Annotated in this window: 21 protein-coding genes; 12 read left to right on the top strand and 9 right to left on the bottom strand. The window is 72.7% G+C overall.

Features of this window, described 5'->3' with window-relative positions:
* Positions 1 to 32 precede the first annotated feature (32 nt).
* A complete protein-coding gene (locus tag N5875_RS16775) occupies positions 33 to 938 on the bottom strand; it encodes an NAD(P)-binding domain-containing protein (RefSeq protein ID WP_338494541.1) in 906 nt (301 codons plus the stop codon).
* Positions 939 to 1060: 122 nt separating this feature from the next.
* On the opposite strand from N5875_RS16775, the gene N5875_RS16770 reads away from it, so the two are divergent.
* The 3 genes from N5875_RS16770 to N5875_RS16760 all read left to right on the top strand — a co-directional run bounded on the left by N5875_RS16770 (position 1061) and on the right by N5875_RS16760 (position 2798).
* Positions 1061 to 1402, top strand: a complete 342-nt coding sequence (locus N5875_RS16770; RefSeq protein ID WP_338494540.1) for a helix-turn-helix domain-containing protein — start codon at positions 1061 to 1063, stop codon at positions 1400 to 1402.
* Positions 1403 to 1507: 105 nt separating this feature from the next.
* The gene (locus tag N5875_RS16765; RefSeq protein WP_318212330.1) at positions 1508 to 1981 is read left to right on the top strand and encodes a carboxymuconolactone decarboxylase family protein; all 474 of its coding nucleotides are present in this window, start codon (positions 1508 to 1510) and stop codon (positions 1979 to 1981) included.
* Positions 1982 to 2114: 133 nt separating this feature from the next.
* Positions 2115 to 2798: a class I SAM-dependent methyltransferase gene (locus N5875_RS16760; protein ID WP_338494538.1), complete on the top strand. Its 684-nt coding sequence runs from the start codon at positions 2115 to 2117 to the stop codon at positions 2796 to 2798.
* 80 nt (positions 2799 to 2878) lie between these two features.
* Here N5875_RS16760 and N5875_RS16755 read toward each other — a convergent pair whose 3' ends face one another.
* The 3 genes from N5875_RS16755 to N5875_RS16745 form a co-directional block, all read right to left on the bottom strand.
* The gene (locus N5875_RS16755) at positions 2879 to 4543 is read right to left on the bottom strand and encodes a transporter (RefSeq protein ID WP_338494537.1); all 1665 of its coding nucleotides are present in this window, start codon (positions 4541 to 4543) and stop codon (positions 2879 to 2881) included.
* On the bottom strand, positions 4543 to 5442 hold the full coding sequence (locus N5875_RS16750; RefSeq protein WP_338499176.1) for an ABC transporter ATP-binding protein: 900 nt from the start codon (positions 5440 to 5442) through the stop codon (positions 4543 to 4545). Before N5875_RS16750 ends, N5875_RS16755 begins: the two co-directional genes overlap by 1 nt.
* A 109-nt stretch (positions 5443 to 5551) precedes the next feature.
* The gene (locus tag N5875_RS16745; RefSeq protein ID WP_318212333.1) at positions 5552 to 6238 is read right to left on the bottom strand and encodes a bifunctional DNA primase/polymerase; all 687 of its coding nucleotides are present in this window, start codon (positions 6236 to 6238) and stop codon (positions 5552 to 5554) included.
* 258 nt (positions 6239 to 6496) lie between these two features.
* Here N5875_RS16745 and N5875_RS16740 point away from each other — a divergent pair, with 258 nt between their 5' ends.
* Both N5875_RS16740 and N5875_RS16735 read left to right on the top strand, forming a co-directional pair.
* Positions 6497 to 7879, top strand: coding sequence for a transcriptional regulator (locus tag N5875_RS16740; RefSeq protein WP_318212334.1), 1383 nt, complete (start codon positions 6497 to 6499; stop codon positions 7877 to 7879).
* A gap of 123 nt (positions 7880 to 8002) precedes the next feature.
* Positions 8003 to 9553, top strand: coding sequence for a hypothetical protein (locus tag N5875_RS16735; protein ID WP_338494535.1), 1551 nt, complete (start codon positions 8003 to 8005; stop codon positions 9551 to 9553).
* Between the two features lie 54 nt (positions 9554 to 9607).
* On the opposite strand, the gene N5875_RS16730 is transcribed toward N5875_RS16735, so the two are convergent.
* On the bottom strand, positions 9608 to 10915 hold the full coding sequence (locus N5875_RS16730; RefSeq protein WP_318212336.1) for an ABC transporter substrate-binding protein: 1308 nt from the start codon (positions 10913 to 10915) through the stop codon (positions 9608 to 9610).
* Between the two features lie 180 nt (positions 10916 to 11095).
* Between N5875_RS16730 and N5875_RS16725 the strand changes: the two genes are divergently transcribed.
* Both N5875_RS16725 and purU read left to right on the top strand, forming a co-directional pair.
* Positions 11096 to 11542, top strand: coding sequence for a hypothetical protein (locus tag N5875_RS16725; RefSeq protein ID WP_318212337.1), 447 nt, complete (start codon positions 11096 to 11098; stop codon positions 11540 to 11542).
* A 46-nt stretch (positions 11543 to 11588) separates the two neighbouring features.
* Entirely contained in the window at positions 11589 to 12440 is an 852-nt protein-coding gene (gene purU, locus N5875_RS16720; protein WP_338494533.1) for a formyltetrahydrofolate deformylase, read from the top strand.
* Positions 12441 to 12489: 49 nt separating this feature from the next.
* Here the strand turns inward: purU and N5875_RS16715 are convergent, their stop codons facing one another.
* The 3 genes from N5875_RS16715 to N5875_RS16705 form a co-directional block, all read right to left on the bottom strand.
* Positions 12490 to 13314, bottom strand: coding sequence for a hypothetical protein (locus tag N5875_RS16715; RefSeq protein ID WP_318212339.1), 825 nt, complete (start codon positions 13312 to 13314; stop codon positions 12490 to 12492).
* A gap of 259 nt (positions 13315 to 13573) precedes the next feature.
* Complete coding sequence (locus tag N5875_RS16710) at positions 13574 to 14908, bottom strand: maleylpyruvate isomerase N-terminal domain-containing protein (RefSeq protein ID WP_338494532.1); 1335 nt, start codon at positions 14906 to 14908, stop codon at positions 13574 to 13576.
* Positions 14905 to 15486: a sigma-70 family RNA polymerase sigma factor gene (locus N5875_RS16705; protein ID WP_318212341.1), complete on the bottom strand. Its 582-nt coding sequence runs from the start codon at positions 15484 to 15486 to the stop codon at positions 14905 to 14907. The genes N5875_RS16710 and N5875_RS16705 overlap by 4 nt, the downstream gene beginning before the upstream one ends.
* Positions 15487 to 15665: 179 nt before the next feature.
* Here N5875_RS16705 and N5875_RS16700 point away from each other — a divergent pair, with 179 nt between their 5' ends.
* Positions 15666 to 16073, top strand: a complete 408-nt coding sequence (locus N5875_RS16700) for an STAS domain-containing protein (protein WP_318212342.1) — start codon at positions 15666 to 15668, stop codon at positions 16071 to 16073.
* On the opposite strand, the gene N5875_RS16695 is transcribed toward N5875_RS16700, so the two are convergent.
* Positions 16051 to 17559, bottom strand: coding sequence for an AMP-binding protein (locus tag N5875_RS16695; protein ID WP_338494530.1), 1509 nt, complete (start codon positions 17557 to 17559; stop codon positions 16051 to 16053). The two genes, N5875_RS16700 and N5875_RS16695, sit on opposite strands and share 23 nt — an antisense overlap.
* Positions 17560 to 17692: 133 nt before the next feature.
* On the opposite strand from N5875_RS16695, the gene N5875_RS16690 reads away from it, so the two are divergent.
* From N5875_RS16690 to N5875_RS16675, 4 genes are all read left to right on the top strand, one after another.
* Positions 17693 to 18895, top strand: a complete 1203-nt coding sequence (locus N5875_RS16690; protein WP_318212344.1) for an amidohydrolase family protein — start codon at positions 17693 to 17695, stop codon at positions 18893 to 18895.
* Positions 18895 to 20028 (top strand): acyl-CoA dehydrogenase family protein, encoded by a 1134-nt coding sequence (locus N5875_RS16685; protein ID WP_338494527.1) that lies wholly within the window; start codon positions 18895 to 18897, stop codon positions 20026 to 20028. Before N5875_RS16690 ends, N5875_RS16685 begins: the two co-directional genes overlap by 1 nt.
* A gap of 8 nt (positions 20029 to 20036) precedes the next feature.
* Positions 20037 to 20909 (top strand): acyl-CoA dehydrogenase family protein, encoded by an 873-nt coding sequence (locus N5875_RS16680; protein WP_318212346.1) that lies wholly within the window; start codon positions 20037 to 20039, stop codon positions 20907 to 20909.
* Positions 20910 to 21321: 412 nt separating this feature from the next.
* Positions 21322 to 21768: an ATP-binding protein gene (locus tag N5875_RS16675; protein WP_318212347.1), complete on the top strand. Its 447-nt coding sequence runs from the start codon at positions 21322 to 21324 to the stop codon at positions 21766 to 21768.
* The last annotated feature ends 53 nt before the right edge of the window (positions 21769 to 21821 follow it).

The following is a 21821-nucleotide window of genomic DNA, read 5'->3' as shown; positions in this document are numbered from 1 at the left end:
GGGGGTGACGCGTCCGACGGGGTGACGCGGCCTCACGACGAGCGCCCGGCTCCCCGGGAGGCCGTTCCCCTGAGCACTTCGGTCAGGGCCGAGATGCTGTGGTCGCCGTGGCCCGCCGCGACCGCACGCCGCAGCAGGTCGTTCAGCGGGTCGATCCAGGTCGTGTCGACGTTCGTCTCCTCGCCCAGGGCCTTGTCGTGGGCCGCACCCGCGAGGAACAGGTCCACGGAGGAGGCCGCGTCCGAGTAGTCGCCGGTGTCGATCTCCTGGGCGTAGACCGGCAGCAGGGACTTGATCATGTCCAGCCACTTGCCGGCGAACCGCACCATGCTGTCCGCCGCGAGGCCCCGGGCCTGGATCGCGGCGGCGCCCTGGAAGAACCCGACGAGCGCGGGCAGCAGCATCGCGCCCACCGCCATCTCGTACAGGGCGGCGAGGTCGGCCTCGGTTCCGAGGTGGACGGTGTCGCCGCCCAGCACCCTCAGTGTCGCCTCGTACTCGTCGAAGACCGACCTGTCGCCGCTGTAGTACAGCAGCGTGTCCGGCGCTCCCACGGCCGCCGGTACGTTCTTGACCGCCCCCGCCAGGAACCTGGCTCCATGGCCGGCGGCCCAGGCCGCCGTCGCGCGGGCGTCGGCGGGCGAGCCGCTGTTCAGCGTGACCAGGGCCCGCCCGGACAGCGCCGTCCCGGCCGGTTCCAGTGCGGAACGGGTGTCGTCGAAGGTGGTCAGGCAGGTCACGACCAGCGGACTCGCCGCCACCGCGGCCCGCACCGACTCGGCGTGGACGGCGCCCTTGGCGACGAGCGGGGCGGCCTTGGCGGGCGTACGGTTCCACACCGTCGTCGGGTGCCCGGCGCCGAGGAACGCCTCGGCCAGCGCCCGGCCCATCGAGCCGAGTCCGATCACGGTCACAGGTGTGGCCTGGTCATCAGTCATGAGTCACTCCAGTCAACAGGCGTATCTGTCGCGGCACTTCACTCATCCTGGGGTGGCACACACATTCCGACAAGTACCTACAATTCTGTTCGGTACCCACACTTCTGTAAGGGTGATTGCTGATGGCCAAGCGGACGTACAGCTGCGGACTCGACGCTGCCATCGCCGTCATGGGCGGCAAATGGAAGGGCCTGATCCTCTTCTCGCTCGGTGAGGGACCGCTGCGCTTCGGGGAGTTGAGGAGGGCGGTGGCCGGCATCAGCGAGCGGATGCTGATCCTCCAGCTGCGGGAGATGGAAGCCAGTGGCCTGGTGCACCGCGAGGTCCACCAGCAGGTCCCGCCCAAGGTGGAGTACTCCCTCACCGAGTTCGGCGGCTCCCTCAACACGGCGATGGGGCCGCTCGGCGCATGGGGCGAGGAGCACCTGGAGCGCATCGAGGCGATCCCGCGGGACCCGGCCTAGCGGAAGCGCGTCGGGGAGACGTACGTCACCGTCCGCGATGTCACGTCCCGCCGCGCTCGTTACGTCCAGGAGGTGTAGCCACCGACCACGACGGAGGAGCTCGTCATGAGCGCACGCCTGAACATGTACGACAGCCCGGTCGCCATCAAGGCCTGGAAGCACATCATCGCGGCGAACAAGGCGATCGCCGAGGACTCGTCGCTGCCCACCGCCACCCAGGAGCTCGTCAGGATCCGCGCCAGCCAGATCAACGGCTGCGGCGCCTGCCTCGACATGCACACCAAGGACGCCGCCGCCGCCGGGGAGACCTCGCTACGGCTCCACATGGTCGCCGCCTGGCGCGAGGCCACCGTCTTCACCGACGCCGAGCGCGCCGCGCTGGAACTGACGGAACAGGGCACCCGACTCGCCGACGGGTCCGGGGTCACGGACGAGGTCTGGGCCGAGGCCGTGAAGCACTTCGACGACGACCAGCTCGCCGCCCTGGTGTCCCAGATCGCGATCATCAACGCCTTCAACCGCGGCAACGCCATCACCCGGCAGCCCGCCGGCGACTACCGGCCCGGCCAGTACGCGTAGCGGGTGCGAGCCGCCTCGGTGCCGACGTCCTCAGCGGCCGACCGGGTCCGACGCCCGGCCGGCCGTCCCGCATGCCTCGGAAGGCGGCCCCTCGTCTCCCCGCCCTAGGCTGGGCCCCGACGAAAGGGAAGCGATGAGCAGCGATGCGGACCGAGACGGAGACGCCCGCCCCGGACCGGGGCGTGCCCAGCGTGACCACTGGGAGCGGACCTACGGCGCCCACCCCGGCATGTACGGCGACGAGCCCTCCGCACCGGCCGTCCGTGCCGCCGAGGTCTTTCTGGCCCTGGGCGCCCGCAACGTCCTCGAACTGGGCGCCGGGCACGGCCGCGACGCGCTGTTCTTCGCCCGCTCCGGGCTCACCGTGACCGCCGCGGACTTCAGCCCCGCCGGCCTCGACCAGCTCGGTGCGCGGGCCACCGCCGACGGCCTCTCCGACCGGGTGACCACCGCCGTCGTCGACGTACGCGACCCGCTGCCGTTCGCCGACGCCTCCGTGGACGCGGTCTTCGCCCACATGCTGCTGTGCATGGCCCTTTCCACCGAGGAGATCCACTCCCTCGTCGCCGAGGTGCGCCGCGTCCTGCGGCCCGGCGGGACCTTCGTCTACACCGTCCGGCACACCGGCGACGCCCACTACGGCGCCGGGACCGGTCACGGCGACGACATCTGGGAGCACGGCGGCTTCGCGGTGCACTTCTTCTCCCGCGCCCTCGTCGACGCTCTCGTCGAGGGCTGGACCCTCGACGAGGTGATCGCCTTCGAGGAGGGTGACCTGCCCCGCCGGCTGTGGCGCGTCACCCAGACCCGGCGCTGAGGAGACGCTGCCGATACGCCGACGGCCCGCCCGGGTGAACCGGGCGGGCCGTCGGCGTATCCGTCGGGGGCGACCGGTGACTACCCCTTGCTGACCGCCGCCAGGATCTCCGGCAGCCGCCTCGCCGTCCGCGGCGCCGCCACCTTGAGGCCCGCCCAGATCAGGAGCGCGCCGTAGAGCGTGCCGGCCGGGAGCAGCAGCCAGAGCAGGGACTGCTGGTCGGAGACGTGGAGGTAGACCGTCGCGCCGATCAGCGGCGCGCACAGCAGCGGGGCCGTGAGCATGCCGCCGAGGATCGAGATCCACGCCAGGGCGCCCTGCCCCGGAGCGACGTTCTTGTAGCCGCTGTCCTGCGGGATCGAGTACGGGAAGGCGGCCGAGGCCACCGAGCCCGTCGCCAGCATCGCGCCGAGCAGGCCGAGCGCCAGGCCGACGGCGTCCGGGAGCCGGGCCCAGTCGCCGAGGACGCCGACCGTGAGGACGGTGACGAAGACCGCGTACGGGAGGGTGATCATGAGCAGGGCCAGGGCCCGCGCCCGGAGTTCGGCGTACGCGTCGGCCGTCGTCGAGATGGTCTGGGCGACCATCCAGAACGCCGAGGTGTCCTGCCCGAACTGGTTGTACATCAGCATGCCGAGCATGCCGGAGGCGAAGCACGCCCAGTAGATCGAGCCCGTGCCCTGGAGCGCGTTGACGAGCGGGACGATCAGGCCGAGGGCGAGCGAGGTCACGGCCCCGGCCTTCGTCTTCGGGTCGCGCCACAGGTAGCGCAGGCTGCGCTCCATCACCGCGCCCGTGCGCCCGCCCGGCAGGATCCGGGCCAGCCGCCCCGTACCGTCGGCCTTGTCACGGACGCCCGCGTCGGAGGCCGCGCCGATCGTGGAGCCGTCGGGCTCGACCATCAGCCGTACGAGGCTCCGCTGCCACCAGTACACGAGCGCCGCGAGCGCGGCCGCCGTCAGCAGCAGCCGGACCGCCGCCACGACGTAGTCGCCCCGGCCGGCGGAGTCGACCGCGGCGATCGCTGCGGCCGGCGGCAGCCAGCCGACGACGGCCGTCGCCGGTTCGAGCGACTCGAGGCCGCCGGCCTGGCCCAGTCGCTGGGCGCCGAAGTTCACGAGCTGCATGCCGACGGCGATGATCAGACCGCTGAGCAGCGCCAGGTCCCGGCCCTTGCGGGAGGTGAGGAGCCGGATGTTGGCTGCGGCCACGGCCCGGGAGAGCGCCACGCACGTCACGGCCGTCAGCGGTACGGCGAGGACGGCGAGGACGGTAGCGGCCGCGCCGTGCGCGACGGACAGCGCGGCGCCCAGGGCCAGGACGAAGGTGAGGACGGGGCCGACACCCACGAGGGAGGCCACGAGCAGTGCCCGGACCAGCGGCCGCGGCCGCAGTGGCAGCATGACGAGCCGCGACGGGTCGAGGGTCTCGTCACCGCTCGGGATGAACAGCGGCATCACCGTCCAGGAGAGCGCGAGCGCTCCCATGAGGAGGATCGCGACGCTGTCGGCGTCGGCGTTGCCCCGCATGAGGACGAAGGCCAGCACGAGGGCCGCGGCGAAGACCGCTCCGAAGACGATGGACAGGATGTACGCGGCCGTCCGTCCGCCCGACTGCCGCAGCCCGTTGCGCAGCAGGCTCAGCTTGAGCCGTACGAAGACGGAGGTGAGGGAGGGGACGGAGGGGACGGAGCCGGTCGGGGTCGTGGCCCCGGTGGTGGCGGTCGTGGTCGGGAAGGCACTCATCACTGCGCCCCACCCGAAGCACCAGCGCCACCAGCCGCACCAGCACTACCGGCGCCACCGGCCACACCAGCGCCACCGGCCCCACCGGCAGCTCCCGCCCCGCCGCCCAGCCAGTCCAGCGAGTCGCCGGCCGCCGCGCGGCCGTTCGCGCCGACCAGCTCCAGGAACGCGGCCTGCAGCGAGGGCGCGTCGCCCCGTACCTCCGCGAGCGTGCCCTGGGCGCGGATCCGGCCCGCCGCCATCACGGCGACCCAGTCGCAGAGGGACTCGACGAGCTCCATGACGTGGCTGGAGAAGACGACGGTGGCGCCGGAGGCGGTGTACCGCTCCAGGACGCCGCGGATGGTCTGCGCGGAGACCGGGTCGACGCCCTCGAAGGGCTCGTCGAGGAAGAGCACCTCGGGGTTGTGGAGGAGCGCCGCCGCGAGCCCGATCTTCTTCCGCATACCGGTCGAGTAGTCGACGACCAGCTTGTTCTGGGAGCCGGTGAGGTCGAGGACGTCGAGGAGCTGCGCGGCCCTCTTGTCGACCTCGGTGCCCGGCAGCCCCCGCAGCCGGCCGCTGTAGGCGAGCAGCTCGCGGCCGGAGAGCCGCTCGAAGAGCCGCAGGCCCTCGGGCAGGATGCCGATCCGGGCCTTGACCTGGGCGACCGACTCGGGGTCGGCCCATACGTCGTGCCCGGCGACCTGGATGCGTCCCTGGTCGGGACGGAGCAGGCCGGTGATCATCGAGAGGGTGGTGGTCTTGCCGGCGCCGTTGGGCCCCACGAGCCCGATGAACTTGCCGGCGGGCAGCACCAGATCGATGCCGTTCACCGCGATCTGCCGGCCGAATCGCTTCCACAGGCCCTCGATACGCACGGCGGGCGCCGCACCGTCCCCCGGTGCGGCGCCCGCCATGTCGAACGCTCCGTCAAATGCCTGGTCAGGCATGGTCTGTCTGCCCCTCGTTCGTCCCCGTGTGTCTTACGGGGCCCACCCTAAGGGCGGGCCCCGCGGGGACCCAGGGTCACGACGTGCGGCTCCTCGCCTCCGCCGCTTCCCGGCCACACGCGTACGCGAGGGCGCTGATCAGTTCCTCGGCGTCGGGGAGCCAGCGGTTCGCCGGGGTGGGGCGCCGGGCCCACTGGACCGCGCCGCTGCCGCCGATACGGGTGGGCGGGGCCGCCACGTAGTGGCCCTCGCCGCGGGTGGTGAGGTCGATGGAGGCCGGGACCCAGCCGAGCTTGCGGACGAGGTCCGGCACCTTGGTCGCGGCGCCGGGCAGGACGAAGAAGTACATCCGGCGGTCCGGGGTGCAGGTGACCGGGCCGAGCGTCAGCTCCATCCGCTCCATCCGGGCGAGCGCCAGGAACCCGGCCGACTCGGGCACCTCGATCGCGTCGAACGTACGGCCCGTCGGCAGCAGGATCGAGGACTTCGGCTGCTTCGACCACATCCTCCGGGCCCCGACCCCGCTGCCGGTCGCCTGGGTCGACCAGTCGGGCCTGACCGCGTGGGCGCCGGGCAGCGCGCACGCGTCCGCCCCGCAGGAGCAGCGCTCCCGGCCCTCGACGGCCTCCAACCAGGTCCCGGGAAACACGTCCCAGTGCCGCTCTTCCGCGTACCGCACGGCACTGTCCAGCAGCTGCTCACCGCGCTGCTTGGGGATCTGTGCGGCTTCCGTGACTCCGATGGTCTCTTCCACGTGGAACACAACTTCCCCCGCCACCTGGGGTTACGGCCAGGGCGTGGAGCGGTGTGAGGCATCGATCCTGCACGCGGGGCGCATCGGTGCACGAGCGGGGGCGCGCGGGGGGCCGGGGAGCTGGGGTGGGTACGGACAGGTGGGGGCGCCGGTGGCGAAGCCGCAACCGACGTGTCCGGTTTCGCGTGTTCACATCGGCATTGACCGGATATCCACCGGGCAGTGATCCCTTCTCCGGTGATCACCGCACGGCCTCAGGGGGTACTCATGGCAGCCAGGCCACTCGTTCCGCGACAGCTCAACGAACGGCTCCAGGCGCTCATTCAGGAGGCGGGCTGTTCCAACGCCGGCCTCGCCCGCAGGGTCAACATGGTCGGCGCGGAGCGCGGCCTCGACCTGCGGTACGACAAGACGTCGGTGGCGCGCTGGCTGCGCGGGCAGCAGCCGCGCGGGCGCGCGCCGGGGATCATCGCCGAGGCCCTCGGCCGCAAGCTGGGCCGTACGGTCACGATCGACGAGGTCGGCATGGCCAACGGCCGCAACCTCGCGGCCGGGGTGGGGCTCCAGTTCGCGCCGACCGTGCCCGGGGCGATCGAGCAGGTCTGCGAGCTGTGGCGCAGCGACGTGGGCCGCCGCGACTTCCTCTCCGGCTCCACGGTCGCGGCCTCCGCGCTCGTAGAGCCCAGCCGGGACTGGCTGATCACGGGCCCGGACGCGCACGTGGCCCGGATGGCGGGGGCGCGCGTCGGGGTCGCGGACGTCGCGGCCGTACGGGAGATGACGGCGGCGCTCGTCGACCTCGACCGGCGGTTCGGCAGCGGGCACGTGCGCCCGGTGGTCGTCCACTACCTCAACAGCGTGGTGTCGGGGATGCTGTCCGGCTCGTACCGGGAGGCGGTCGGCCGGCAGCTGTTCGCGGCGGTCGCCCGACTGACCGAACTCGCCGGGTACATGGCGGTGGACACGGGCGAACCGGGCCTGGCCCAGCGGTACTACATCCAGGCGCTGCGGCTCGCGCAGGCCGCCGGCGACCGGGGCTACGGCGGCTACGTCCTCGCCGCCTCCATGAGCCACCTCGCCGCCCAGCTCGGGAACCCGCGGGAGATCGCCCAGTTGGCGCGCGCCGCGCAGGAGGGCGCGCGCGGGAAGGTGCCGCCGCGCGCGGAGGCGATGTTCCACGCGGCGGAGGCGCGCGGGCACGCGCTGCTCGGGGACCTCAGCGCCTTCGAGACGGCGGCGGGCCGTGCCGTACGGGCCCTGGAGCGGGCCGACCCGGAGTCGGGCGACGACCCGGCGTGGATCGCCCACTTCGACCAGGCGTATCTGGCGGACGAACTGGCGCACTGCTACCGGGACCTGGGGCAGGCGGAGGCCGCCGCGCGGGCGGCGGAGGAGTCGATCGCCGGACACCCGGAGACGCGGGCGCGGCGCCGGGCGATCGGGCTGGCCCTGCTCGCCTCGGCGCAGGTCCAGCAGCGCGAGGTCGAGCAGGCCTGCCGCACGGGCACGCGCGCGCTCGAACTGCTCGGCACGCTGCGGTCGTCGAGGGGCGCGGAGTACCTGGACGACCTGAGGGATCGCCTGGAGCCGTATGCCGGGGAGGCGGTGGTACGGGAGTTCGGGGCGCGCATGGAGCTCTATGCGGCGTAGTCCCTGATGGGAGCGGTGCCGTTCAAGAAGGTCGTGTAACCGGGCTCACACGTGTGTGCGGAGCCCCGGGCGCACCCGGTAGCGTGAGCCGACGATTCCGTAGGTCCATCAGTAGGAGTCCCGGTGACGCAGAACGGACAGGGTCCGGAGCCGCAGTACCCGGCGGTGCCCCCCGCGCAGAATGCCCAAGGGGGAGCACAGCCGTACGGTGGCGCCTGGGGTCCCGCCGGCGCGGCGCCGGGCGGACAGCCGCTGCCGCCCGCGCAGCCCCTGCCTCCGGAGGCCGCGCCGGGCGGCGCCGCCGACATGCAGTCCACCCAGTACCTGGCGCCGATCCCGCCGCAGGGCGCGCCGCCGCAGCCCGGCTACGGCTACCCGGGGCCGGGCGCCCCGGGTGGCGCCGACATGCAGGCGACCCAGCACATAGCCCCGGTCCCGGGCGGGATGCCGCCGGTGTCGCCGGTCCAGGGCGGGATGCCCCCCGCGCAGGGCGGGATGCCGCAGGCGCCGGGGCACCAGCCGGGTCCGCAGCCGGGCTACGGGTACCCGCAGCAGGCGCCCGGCGGGATGCCGCAGGCCCAGGCCGGGATGCCGCCGGCCGGGCCCCGGCCCGGGTACGGCTATCCGCCGCCGGCCGGGGACATGCAGGCCACCCAGCACATCGCCCCCGTGCCGCCGCAGCAGGGCGGGGGCGCCCAGACCCAGTTCCTGGGCACCGGGCCGCTCCAGGCGCAGGGCCCCGGGCCCGCGGGCGCCTCCGACGCGACCCAGTACATCGCCCCCGTACCGGCGCAGGAGCCCGGTGAGCGGCAGCCGCCCGCCGAGTTCGACAACCTCTTCCGTACGGAGGCCCCGCGGGCGCCGCAGGCTCCGCAGCAGCCGCACGCGCAGGCGTACCAGCAGCCCGCCCCGGCCCCGTACCAGCAGCATCAGCCGCCGCAGCACCACCAGCAGCCGCCGGCGCCCCCTCAGCAGTACGCGTACCAGGGTGCCTACTACGACGACGGCGCCGACCCCGAGCCCCCGCGCCGCAAGTCCCCGGTCGCGCTGATCGCCGCCGTCGTCGTCGGCTGCGCCGTCGTCGGCCTGGGCGCCGGTGCGCTGCTCAGCGGCGGCGACGAGGGCAAGGACCCCGAGAAGGGCCCCCAGACCGTGGCGGAGAGCTCCGCCGTCCCGTCCGGCGAGGCGACGACCGCGCCCCCCGAGAAGCCTGCCGACCCGGCGGAGCCGCAGGCGAAGGAGCTGAGCAAGCTCCTCGCGACCAGCAGCAACAGCCGTGACACGGTGATCAGCTCGGTCGAGTCCATCAAGCAGTGCAAGAACCTGGACAAGGCCGCGAGCGACCTGCGGGGCGCCGCCCAGCAGCGCCGGAGCCTGGTCACCAAGCTCCAGTCGCTGTCGGTCGACAAGATCCCGAACAACCCGGCGCTGACGGCCTCGCTCACCAAGGCCTGGCAGGCCTCGGCGGCCGCGGACGACCACTACGCGGCCTGGGCCGACCAGATGAAGGCCAAGAAGGCCTGCAAGGGCGGCAAGGCCCGCTCGACCAACCAGCTGCAGGCGGCGAACAACAAGAGCGGCGAGGCCACCGCGGCCAAGAAGCAGGCGGCCTCGCTGTGGAACCCGACCGCTACGAAGTACGGCCTGCCGAAGCGGACGTACACCCAGCTGTAGCGGTAGCTGTAGCTGTAGCTACGGCTACAGCTACGGCCGGGGCGGGGGAAGGGCTCAGGGGGCGGTCAGCACGGTCTCGCCGACGTCGACGAAGCCGGGCCGCTGCGCCACCAGCTGCCCCTTGCGGACCACCTGGAACGTCACCTCGTGGTTGACGATCCGGGGGAAGCCCGGGGCGCCGAGCAGGTCCTCGTACTTCCAGCGCAGGGTCGGGGTCAGGCCGCCGGTGTCGATCCGCGCGCCCCGGTCGAGGGCGTACGCGATCCGGGTGGCCGTGATCTTGTCGGCGTCGAGCGACTCGACGACCTCCTTGAGGACCGTGTAGGCGATCCAGGTGGTCTGGACGCCCGCGTCGGCCGGGTCGACCCGGTTGTCGGCGAAGGCGTGCTCCCGGATGACCTTCCGCATCGGCGCCCAGCTCTGGTCGGACGCCTCCGGGTACCAGCCGGTGACGAACGCGCCCTCGAAGGGGCTGTGGGCGCCGCCGGTGCGGTCGATCACGGGCTGGCCGACGCTGCCGAGGACGGAGGAGATCCGGACGCCGTCCTTCTCGCCCTTCCCGTCGTCGCCGTTCCCTCCGGCGCCGTCGCTCTCCCGCTCCGGGAGGCGGCGGAAGGAGTCGAAGAAGGTCTGGGTGCGCTCGCCGAGCACGGCGGTGACGCAGCCGTCCTCGTCGCCGGCCTTCTCGCGGGCCTGGGTGGCGGACTCGGTGTACTCGGCGGCGTCCTCGACGGCGGGGATGTCGATGGCGCTGCGGTGGCTCGCCTTGCGGAGGCCCGAGTTGAGGAGGTCGGGGAGCTTGTCGCCGGCGAGGGTGTCGGGCCGGACGAGGGAGACCTTGCGGCAGGCCTCGGCGAGCTGCATGCCGTGACCGGCGACGAGGGACGCCTGGCCGCCGTTGACGGGGTAGGAGAGCGGGCTGGTGAACTCGTCCTCGGATATGCCGTAGCCGCCGATGTACGGGATGCCCGCGGCCTCCAGGGGGGCCATGAAGGCGCGCCCGTTCTGGCTGTACGAGCCGACGACGGCGACCGCCTTCTCGCGGACGGCGCGGCGGGCGCAGGCGGCGGCGCCGGCGGTGGTGTTGTGCTCGTTGCAGGTGAGGATGCGCAGCTCGTGGCCGTCGATGCCGCCCTGGGAGTTGACCCAGCGCGCGAAGGTCTGCGCCATGGCGGGCATTCCGGGCATATTGGTGGCGCGGGTCTGGTCGGGAGCCCACGTCATGACGGTGACGGGCTCCCTGGAACCCCCCGTGGTTCCAGGGAGCACGCCACAACCGGTGAGCAACGAAGCTCCGGCCGTCGCGGTCGTGACGTACGCGAGGAGTGAGGTCAGTCGCCTTCCGGTCATGGACACGCACATTTCCGCCTCATGGGTAACGCGGGAGTGAGCACGGCTCAACGGGGGGTGACGCGAAGGTGAATTACGGGGGCTGCGAGGGGGCGACTCCGGTTACCGGACAGGGGAACGTACGATCGAAACGTGTCCAGTCCAGTCTCCGGTTCGGTTAACTCTTCCCGTCGCGGCCGTCGCTCCTCCACCATGGGCGGCATGCCGCTCAACGACATGCCGTGGTGGCGCTGGCGCAGCAACGTGCGCTCGGCGCTGCACATGCTCTCCGACCCAGGGTTCCACGAGACCACCTGGCTGGCCGGCCTCGACGGGTACGGCGACGTCACCGACGCCGTCTACCGCCTGGTCGAGGACACCTGGCTCGACAACTGGTCCGCCGAGAAGTACGTCGGCGCGATCTTCCGCGACACCGGCGAGGCCGCCCTCGTCGACGTCGCCGTCCTCCGGGTGCTGCGCATCATGCACCAGGTGGGCCCCGACGCCCCCGTCTCCGCCTATCTCCAGCACCCCGGGTGGCCGGAGGCCGTACGGGCCGCCCGCGAGGCCCACGTACGCCTCGCGCAGGCGGACGGGGAGGACCCGGACACGCCGCCGCGCTCCCTCGACGTGCTGCACATCATGACGGGGTCCGTCTGACGGACGGCGGGTCACCGCGCACCTCCGGATATGGCAGGCTGACGGGATGACCGACCAGTACGTCCTCACCCTCTCGTGCCCCGACAAGCAGGGCATCGTGCACGCCGTGTCGAGCTACCTCTTCATCACCGGGTGCAACATCGAGGACAGTCAGCAGTTCGGAGACCGCGACACCGGGCTCTTCTTCATGCGCGTCCACTTCTCGGCCGAGGCCCCCGTGAACGTCGACAAGCTGCGCGCCAGCTTCGCCGCCGTCGGCGACTCCTTCGCGATGGACTGGCAGATCAACCGCGCCGACCAGCGGATGCGGATCGTCCTCATGGTGTCGAAGTTCGGCCACTGTCTGAACGATCTGCTGTTCCGCTCGCGGATCGGCGCGCTGCCGGTCGAGATCGTCGCCGTCGTCTCCAACCACACCGACTTCGAGGAACTCGTCGGCTCGTACGGGCTGCCCTTCCGGCACATCCCCGTCACCAAGGACACCAAGGCGGCGGCCGAGGCCGAGCTCCTGGACCTGGTCCGCGAGGAGAACGTCGAGCTGGTCGTCCTCGCCCGCTACATGCAGGTCCTCTCCGACGAGCTCTGCAAGCAGCTCTCCGGGCGGATCATCAACATCCACCACTCCTTCCTCCCCAGCTTCAAGGGCGCCAAGCCCTACCACCAGGCGCACGAGCGCGGCGTGAAGCTGATCGGCGCGACCGCCCACTACGTGACGGCCGACCTCGACGAGGGCCCGATCATCGAGCAGGAGGTCGAGCGCGTCGCCCACGACGTGACCCCGGACCAGCTGGTCGCGATTGGCCGCGACGTGGAGTGCCAGGCGCTGGCCCGCGCGGTGAAGTGGCACGCGGAACACCGCATCCTCCTGAACGGCCGCCGCACAGTCGTCTTCGCGTGACCCACCGGCTGACCCACCGGCTGACCCGCCGGCGTGGCGCGGCCGGCGGTCAGCCGAGGAGCGAGCCGTCCGACCGGACGGCTTCCCCGGCGGTGGGGACGGTGACCTTCACTGGCCTGCCCAGCTCGGTGAGCGTGAGCGTGTTGACGGAGATCGGCATGCCGCCCCCGACGTTCAGCGAGAGACGCACCTTCACGACCCGCTTCCGTCCGTCGACCCACACGTCGGCGGACGCGGGGACCGGGCCACCCAGGAGCTCGCGCATCTTGTCCACCAACGCCCGCCGGTCCTCGGCCATCTGCAGGACGAGGGCCGCGTGCGGGAGGTGGCCGCGGTAGTGCGTGACCGGGGCGCCGTTCAGTTTCTCCTCGCCGACCCGCGCGAACCGCTCGCCCATGGCGGCCTGTCGCAGGGTGTACTCGGGGTCGTTGCCGGGTGCCCTGAGGGCGTGCCGGGCCTGGACGTCGGCGCGGTCGACGTACGACCACGGCATCGTGTCGTCACCGGCGGCGCCGCGCAGGTAGATCCGCTTCGCGGTGAGGACCTCTTCGAACCGGGCCACCGTTCCCAGACCCGTACGGAGGGTGCCGCGGTCGCGCGCGAAGTCGTGGGCGCCGTCGGTGGTGATGACCATCGGAGCCGACGCCGTACCCATTTCCGACCGGTACGAGAACCGGGCGGTGGTCCGGCCGGTCTCCGCGACGGCGGCGCGGACCGCGTGCGTGTGGTCGGCGGGGGTCGTCGCGACGGCGCTCGGGGCCGCCTTCGTGGTCCCGGCCTTGGTACCGGCGGCGCCGGGTCCCGGTTCCGCGGTCGCGCAGCCGGCGGTCAGGAGCGCGGCGCAGAGAAGGGCGGGCAGAAGCGCACGGCGCATGAGGGGGGAACTCCATGTCACGGGGGCGGGGTCGTGCCCCCCGGCGATGTGACACGACTCATGTGCTGATCAGCCTATAGGGGCGGTTCCCGCCGTTCACACGGAGGGCGTCGGCAGCCTGCGACGGCGGCGACGCGCTGTCCACGACGGGGGCGACGCGGCATTTACGACCGAGGCGACGCGCCGTTCACGACCGAGGTGACACGCTCTTCACGACGGGGGGCGACGCGCCATTCGCGACCGAGGCCGTGAGCGCGACCTACAGTCGGCTCAGGGACGCCGCTGCCGACAGGACGTCCCTGATCGCCTCCCGGTCACCGTCCTGCCCCGCCGCCGCCTCCTCCGGGGAGATGTGACCCGCCACCAGCTGGCAGAACTCGACCCCGTCCATCGCCACCTGCGCCACCGCCCGGTCCGGCGAGCCGAGCGCCGCCGGGGAGTCCAGCGCGATGTACCAGTGGCCGCCGCCCGCGCCCTCCACCTCCAGATGGAGCGAGCGGCCCGGCGCGCCCGCCGCGACCAGATGGCGGGCCGGCGACGCGAGGCCCGTGCGGCGGCGGTTCGCCAGGGCGCCCGGAAGCAGCCGCGCCGCCAGGTCGATCATGCTGTGCAGATGCGCCCCGCTCGGCGCGGCGTACGGGTACGCCACCGCGTTCGCGATGTCGTCCGCGTGCACCCAGCACTCGAAGGCCCGCTCGAGGAGCGAGTCCCGCAGCGGCAGCGCGAAGTCCTTGTATGTGACCGTCAGGTCCGCCACGCCCCGCCCCGCGAACGACACCGTCCGGATCAGTGTGTGGCTCTGGTCCCGCCAGGGGCCGCGGATCGAGCGGTTCGGCGGCCGGTCCAGGCCCGACCAGTACGCTTCCGTCCGCTCCGACGGCGACAGCTCCGGGGTCCCCGCGCCCAGCGGGTCCTCCAGGCCGAGCGCCGCCGACACGAGCCCGTCCACCGCGAGGAGATGGCCGATGACGCCGGCGACCGTCGCCTTCCGGCGTACGATCCGGCCCTCCTCGTACCACTTCAGCCGGACCGGCGCGTGCCACTCCGACTCGCCGATGTCCCGGAGCAGGGCGTCGAGCCGCGCGGTCTCCGCGTCGTACGGCGTGGCCCACTCCGGCACCGGGATGCGGGCCGGCCGCCGGCCCAGGCAGTTCTCCAGGACCCGGGACCGCAGGAGCGGGTCGAGGTCCAGGTCGCGGTCCTCGTGCAGCAGCGCCACCGCGTCCCGCAGCCGCAACGCCTCGTCCGCGCACGGCGCGCAGGCCGTCAGGTGGTCCTCGACGGCCTGCGTCTCCCCGGGCGAGCACGCCGAAAGCGCCCATGCCCCGAGCAGGGACTTGAGCACGCCGTGCGTCAGGACGGGCACGTCGGGCTCGGACTCCACGCGCTCGGACTCCACGCGCTCGGGCTCCACGGGCTCGGGCTGCACATGCTCGGGCTCCACGCGCTCGGGCTCCACCCCGGGCTTCTCCCCTTCCGGCACGTCACTCGGGTCGGCCGTCAGGTCCGCATGGTCGTCCGCCGCCCGACGCGGCCCCGGTATCCACGGGGCGCGTGCGACGTCGTCCCCGTCGTCGCCGTTCGCCCGGGTCACCGCGCCCGTCCGTAGCCGGGCGGACCGCCGCCCTCGGAGAAGGGCCGGTTCGCCGAGGACAGCAGCTGGAGCCCGAGGCGCAGGCGCCGCCGCGCCTCGTCCTCGGTGACGCCGAGGTCGGCGGCGGTCTGCCGGTAGTCCCGCCGCTGGAAGTACGCCAGTTCGAGCGCGGCCCGGAGCGGGGTCGGCATGGACGTCACGATGTAGTCGGCGCGGGCCGCGACCGACGCCCGCCGCACCTTCTGCTCCAGCTCCTCCGCGGAACCCCGGCCCGTCTCCGCGTACGCCGTCGTCTCGGCCTGCCGCAGCCGGTGGACGGCCTGCCGCTGCGTCAGCTTGGCCACCCACGAGCGCAGGTTCCCCTGCTTCGGGTCGTACGCGTCCGGGTTCTCCCAGATGTAGCCGAAGACCTCACGGGTGATCTGGTCGGCCGCGTCGTCGTCGTCGAGGACCCGGTGGGCGAGGCTGTGCACCAGGGAGGCGAACCGGTCGTACAGCTCGCCGAGCGCGGCCGCCTCGCCGCGCGCCAGGCGCTGCTGCATCCTGCGGTCCCAGCGCGGTGGTGTGTCCATCGCCATCCGACCCTCGCCCCTCCCGGCTCCGGCGGCTCTCCGTCTCCGCTCCAACGTAGTGGGCCACCCCGACAACGCACGCATGTTTGCCGCAAGTGCGCCCTTGACGCGGGCCCGGATGGTAAGGAAAGCGTCATCCCGGCGGCCGGGGGTTTCGGAGCGTGCCGGTGGGGCAGGCGGCGACCGTGACGACGATCGAGGTCGACGAGAACGAGTACGGCTCCTGGACGGTGTTCCGTGTGCGGGGCGAGATGGACCTGGTCACCTCCCCCCGGATACGCCGCCGCGTGCACGACGCCGTGGCGGGCGGCCGCCACGACCTGGTGATCGACCTGTCCGCGGTGCGGTTCTGCGACTCCAGCGGGGTGGGGGTGCTGATCGCGGCCCGCCGGTTGCTCCGTTCCTGCGGCGGCCGGCTGCGCCTGATCCTCCCCGAGGACCGGGACGGTCACGTCGGCCGGGTTCTCACCGCGCTCGGCGTCCGGCGCCTCTTCGAGGTGTACGAGGACGTGCCGGGGGCGCTGACGGGGGCGGCGGCCCTCGCCGACCTGACCCTCCCCGAACAGCGGGTCACCGACCGAATCGCTCCCTGAGCTGGTACTTCAGCACCTTCCGCAGCGTGTCGTTGCGGGGGAGCGCGTCCACCACCTCCAGCTGCTCCGGAAGCTTGTGCACCGACAGGCCCGCCTCCCGCAGGAAGGCCGTCACCACCGGGAGGGTCAGCGGGCCGGCCCCCGGGGGCTGTTCGACGACGGCGCAGACCCGCTCGCCGCGCTCGGCGTCCGGGAGGCCGATGACGGCGGCGTCGCCGACGTCCGGGTGCCGGTGGAGGAGGTCCTCGATCTCCTTGGCCGAGATGTTCTCTCCCTTTCGGATGATGATGTCCTTGATGCGGCCGGTCAGGACGAGGTGGCCGCTCGGGGTGAGGTGGCCGACGTCGCCGGTGATGAGGAAGCCGTCCTCGTCGAAGGCGGCCGCCGTCTGCGCCGGGTCCAGATAGCCCCGGCAGACGGCCTCGCCGCGGAGCCGCACCTCGCCGGAGCCGGTGATCCGGATCTCCATGCCGGCCGGTGGGCGGCCCTCGGTGGTGGCGAGGTTCTCGGCGGTGTCGTCGGGCGCGCCCATGGTGATCATGGGGACCTCGGTCATGCCGTACCCGTGGGTGAGCTGGCAGCCCAGCTCCTTCCGCACGGCGTGGTAGATCTCCGGCGGCTTCGGGGCCCCGCCGCCCGCGAGCAGCCGCAGGGTGGGGATGACCGGCTCGCCGGGCTGTCTGCGCTGCTCGGCGAGGAACATCGAGTAGAAGGCGGTGGAGCCGCCGGCGACCGTCACTCCGTGCCGCCGGTACTCGTCGAGGGCGTCGGGCAGCGCGAACTGTTCGAACATGACGGCCGGGAAGCCGTACAGCAGCAGCATCACCGTGTAGTCGGGCCCGGCGATGTGCGCGTACGGGAAGGCCATCGAGCCGACGTCGGACGCGGTGAGCTTCAGCGCGTGGGCGAGGCAGGAGCCGCCCGCGAGGAGCGAGCGGTCGGTGTGCAGGACGCCCTTGGGGTCGGAGGTCGTGCCCGAGGTCCAGTAGATCCAGCGGACGTCGGTCCCGGAGGCGGGTGGCGGGGGCAGGACCGCCGGGTCTCCGTCGGGCAGGGAATCGGGGCCGTACGCCTCGAAGACGCCGTGCGCGCCGAGCCGCCGGGCCATCTCCGTATGGTCGAATCCACGCCAGATTCCGGGGACGGCGAAGAACTCGGCCTTGGACTCGCGCAGCGCGAAGCCGACCTCCTTGTCCCGGTAGAAGGGGATCACGGGGGTCTGTACGGCTCCGATGCGGGCGAGCGCGAAGGAGAGCACCGCGGTCTCGATGCGGGTCGGCAGCTGCCAGGCGACGACCGTGCCCGGCCGCACCCCCATGGCGTGGAGCCCCGCGGCGCAGCGCTCGGCGCGCTCGCGCAGGCCGCCGAAGGTGAGGACCCGGTCGCCCTGGAGGAGGACGGGCCGGTCGGGGGTGAGGGCGGCGCGGCGCTCGACGAGCTCCCAGAGCGTGCGGGAATCGCCCAGGGCGTGTGCGGTCTGATCCATGACCGGACTCCTCTTGGCTGACGTTCCGTCAGATCGTGCGGCGAGCGTAGAGGCCGGGCGCTTGTCGGTCCAGGGGTGCGGGGCTAGCCTGATGCCGTCAGATCTGACGGTCCATCAGAAACATGGAGGGGTCATGACGGAACTGCCCCGCATCATCAGCGTCGACGACCACGTGATCGAGCCCGCCCACCTCTTCGAGACCTGGCTCCCGAAGAAGTACCGCGACCGCGGGCCCCAGCCCCTCACGGCCGGCATCGGCGAGCTCGCCTACGTCGCCGGCAAGTACCAGATCACGATGGACCCGGACGGCCCGCCGACCGACTGGTGGATCTACGAGGACCTCACGTTCCCGTACAAGCGCAACATCGCCGCCGTCGGCTTCGACCGCGACGACATGACCCTGGAGGGGATCACCCGCGCCGAGATGCGGCGCGGCTGCTGGGACCCCAAGGCCCGCCTCGCCGACATGGACCTCAACCACGTCGAGGCCTCCCTCTGCTTCCCCACCTTCCCCCGCTTCTGCGGCCAGACCTTCGCCGAGGCCCACGACAAGGAGGTCGCCCTCGCCTGCGTCCGCGCCTACAACGACTGGATGGTCGAGGAATGGTGCGGCGACAGCGGCGGCCGGCTCATCCCGCTCTGCATCATCCCGCTCTGGGACATCGACCTCGCCGTCGCCGAGATCCGGCGCAACGCCGCCCGCGGCGTCAAGGCCGTCACCTTCTCCGAGATCCCCACCCACCTCGGCCTGCCGTCGATCCACTCCGGCTACTGGGACCCCTTCTTCGCCGTCTGCCAGGAGACCGGCACGGTGGTCAACATGCACATCGGCTCCAGCAGCCAGATGCCCGCCGCCTCGCCCGACGCCCCGCCCGCCGTCCAGGCCTCGCTCAGCTTCAACAACGCGATGGCCTCGATGATGGACTTCCTCTTCAGCGGCGTCCTCGTGAAGTTCCCCCGGCTCAAGCTCGCCTACAGCGAGGGCCAGATGGGCTGGATCCCGTACGCCCTGGAGCGCGCCGACGACGTGTGGGAGGAGCACCGCGCCTGGGGCGGCGTCCGCGACCTCATCCCCGAGCCGCCGTCCACGTACTACTACCGGCAGATCTTCTGCTGCTTCTTCCGCGACAAGCACGGGATCGCCTCCCTGGACGTGGTGGGGAGGGACAACGCCACCTTCGAGACCGACTACCCGCACGTCGACTCGACCTTCCCGCACACCAAGGAGGTCGCCCTCGACCACGTCCAGGGCCTCGACGACGAGACGATCTACAAACTCATGCGGGGCAACGCCATCCGCATGCTCGACCTCGACTTCGACCGGGGCACTGTGTGATGGACCTGGCCTACAGCGCCGAGGAGGAGGACTTCCGCGTCCGGCTGCGGGAGTGGCTGGCCGCGGCGCTGCCCACCCTCCCGGCGAGACCCGACCCGCTCGACTGGCCGGCCCGGCGGGCGTACGACTGCGGCTGGCAGCGCCGGCTGTACGACGCCGGGTACGCCGACGTGCACTGGGACGCCTCCCCGACGCAGCGGCTCATCTTCCTGGAGGAGACCGAACTCGCCGGAGCCCCTTACGTGGGCGCCAACTTCGTCGGTCTCCTCCACGCCGGCCCCACGATCGCCGCCGAGGGCACGGCCGAACAGCGCGCCCGCTGGCTGCCGCCGGTCCTGCGCGGCGACGAGGTCTGGTGCCAGGGCTTCAGCGAGCCCGACGCGGGGTCGGACCTCGCCTCCCTGCGGACCAGGGTCGTACGGGACGGGGACGCGTACGTCGTCTCCGGCTCCAAGATCTGGACCTCGCACGCCGAGGTCGCCGACTGGTGCGAGCTGCTCGTCCGTACGGATCCGGGGGCGGCCAAGCACCGCGGCATCAGCTGGCTCGCCATGCCCATGGACGCGCCCGGCGTCACCGTACGGCCGCTGCGGACGCTGGCCGGGTCGACCGAGTTCGCCGAGGTGTTCCTCGACGAGGTGCGGGTGCCGGTGGCGAACCGGGTGGGGGAGGAGAACGACGGGTGGCGGGTCACGATGGTGACCCTGTCGTTCGAGCGCGGCACCGCGTTCGTCGGCGAGGTCGTCGCCTGCCGCCGCCTCCTCGGCGAACTCGCCCGCACGGCCCGGGAGAACGGCACCTGGGACGACCCCGTCCTGCGGCGGCGGCTCGGCAGGCTCTCCGCCGAGTTCCGGGCGCTGTGGCGGCTCACCCAGGCGAACGTCAGCGAGGCGCAGGCGACGGGGGGCGTGCCGGGGGCCGGCGGGTCCGTCTTCAAGCTGCACTACTCGCACGCCCGGCAGGAGCTCTACGAGGCGGCCGCCGGCGTGCTCGGACCCGACGCGCTCGACCTCGGGCGGGAGTGGACCCTGGACCGGCTGTCCTCGCTCTCGTACACGATCGCCGCCGGCACCTCCCAGATCCAGCGCGACATCGTCGCCGAGCGCATCCTCGGCCTGCCGAAAGGACGGTGACCCCTGCCATGGACTTCCGACTCGGCGAGGACCAGCGGGCGCTGCGGAAGGGGGTACGGGAGCTGCTCGGGCGGCTCTTCGATCGGGAGGCCCTGCGGGCCGCCGTCGATTCCCCCGCCGTGGACCGGGGGTTGTGGAGGGAGCTCGGCGCGGCGGGATTCTTCGCGCTGCGGCTCCCGGAGGAGGAGGGGGGTGTGGGACTCGGGCTCCCGGAGGCGGTGCTCGTGTTCGAGGAGGCGGGCCGGGTGCTGCTGCCGGGGCCGCTGGTGGCCACGCACCTGGCGGCCGGGTCCGTGCCGGGGGCGGCGGAGGGGGACGTCGTGGTGACCGAGGTGGGCGAGGGCCTCGTCCCTTGGCTGGACGAGGCCGACGTGGTGCTGGGCTCGGCCGAGGGCGCCGTACCGATGCGGTCGGTGGATCCGCTGACGCCGCTTCATCGAGTGCCCGGGGCACCCGCGGCGGTGAGCACCACGGAGGGATGGGAAGCCGTCCTGCTCACCGCTGCCGAGCAGGTGGGAAGCGCGGAGGCCACCACCGGGAAGGCGGTCTCCTACGCGCGCGAGCGGGAGCAGTTCGGGCAGGTCATCGGAGGGTTCCAGGCCGTCAAGCATCTCTGTGCCGGGATGCTCGTCCGTACCGAACTCGCCCGCGCCGCCGTCCGCGCCGCCTCCCTCACCGTCGACCCCGTCGAGATCGCCGGCGCCAAGCTCCTCGCCGACGAGGCCGCGACCGCCAACGCCCGGGACTGCCTCCAGGTCCACGGCGGCATGGGCTTCACCTGGGAGGCCGATGTCCATCTGCACCTCAAGCGCGCCTGGGTGCGGGCCGAGCTGCTGCTGCCCGCCGCGCGCGCCGAGGAGACGGTGGCCGCCGGACTGTGACTCCCGGCATCGCTCTGTGCGCCCGCCGGGTCACGGAATGTTGATATCTGGTTGTGTCCTTCGGCGGGGCCGTCACGGCCCGGAGTCGGCCTCCGCCTCCGGTACGCTCCGTGGGATGCGAGTGCTCGTTGGCCCGGATCGTCCCGGTGTCGCCCCTGAGGTGACTCCGGGCCCGGGAATGCGCGCCGCTCGCGCCCCGAGGACGCGCCCTGCGCGCTCCTGTTCGACTCCCCGCAGCGTGCGTCGCACAGTATGGACTACGCGTACTCCTTCGCGCTGGAATATGCCCGAAGCGCTTGTTGCGGTGACTGTACGTCAACCATGCTGTCTCACAAGGGAATCACGTTCCGTAAGGGCGTCGATGGCTGTGAGGCGCGAGGCGATGTGTCCGCCGGTTCGGATGGTGTGAGCGGTGCAGGTGCTTCAGGTTCAGTTGAAGGTCGGGCCGGACCCGGCGGAGGTGGGGCGAGCCCGGAGGTGGGCCCGGTCACGGCTCGCCGGCTCGGGCATAGGCGATGACGAGCCGCTGGCGGAGACGCTGGTGCTGCTCATCTCCGAGCTCGTGACCAACGCGGTGGTGCACACCGGCTGTCCGGCCGTGCTGCGGATGCTGTTCGCGGCGGAGGGCGGGGTGCGGGTCGAGGTGGCGGACGCGAGCGACCGCCCGCCGCGGCCCCGTCACGCGGAGGGCGACGACACCAACGGGCGCGGCCTGGAGCTGGTCGACGGCCTCGCGGACCGGTGGGGCTGGCAGCCCGAGGGTGCGGGCAAGAGCATCTGGTGCGAGGTGGACCCGGCTCCGGCCGCGCCTTCGCCGGGTCCGGGGGCGTCGGTGGCGCCCGGTCGGGTGCGCTGCTGACGGTTCGCTGCCGGGTGGCGGCCGGCGGCGGCCGAGCCGCGCGCTGCCGCCCG

This window comes from Streptomyces sp. SJL17-4, from assembly GCF_036826855.1.
In the GTDB taxonomy this organism is placed as follows: Bacteria; Actinomycetota; Actinomycetes; order Streptomycetales; family Streptomycetaceae; genus Streptomyces.
This window is presented reverse-complemented; position numbering and strand designations above follow the sequence as displayed.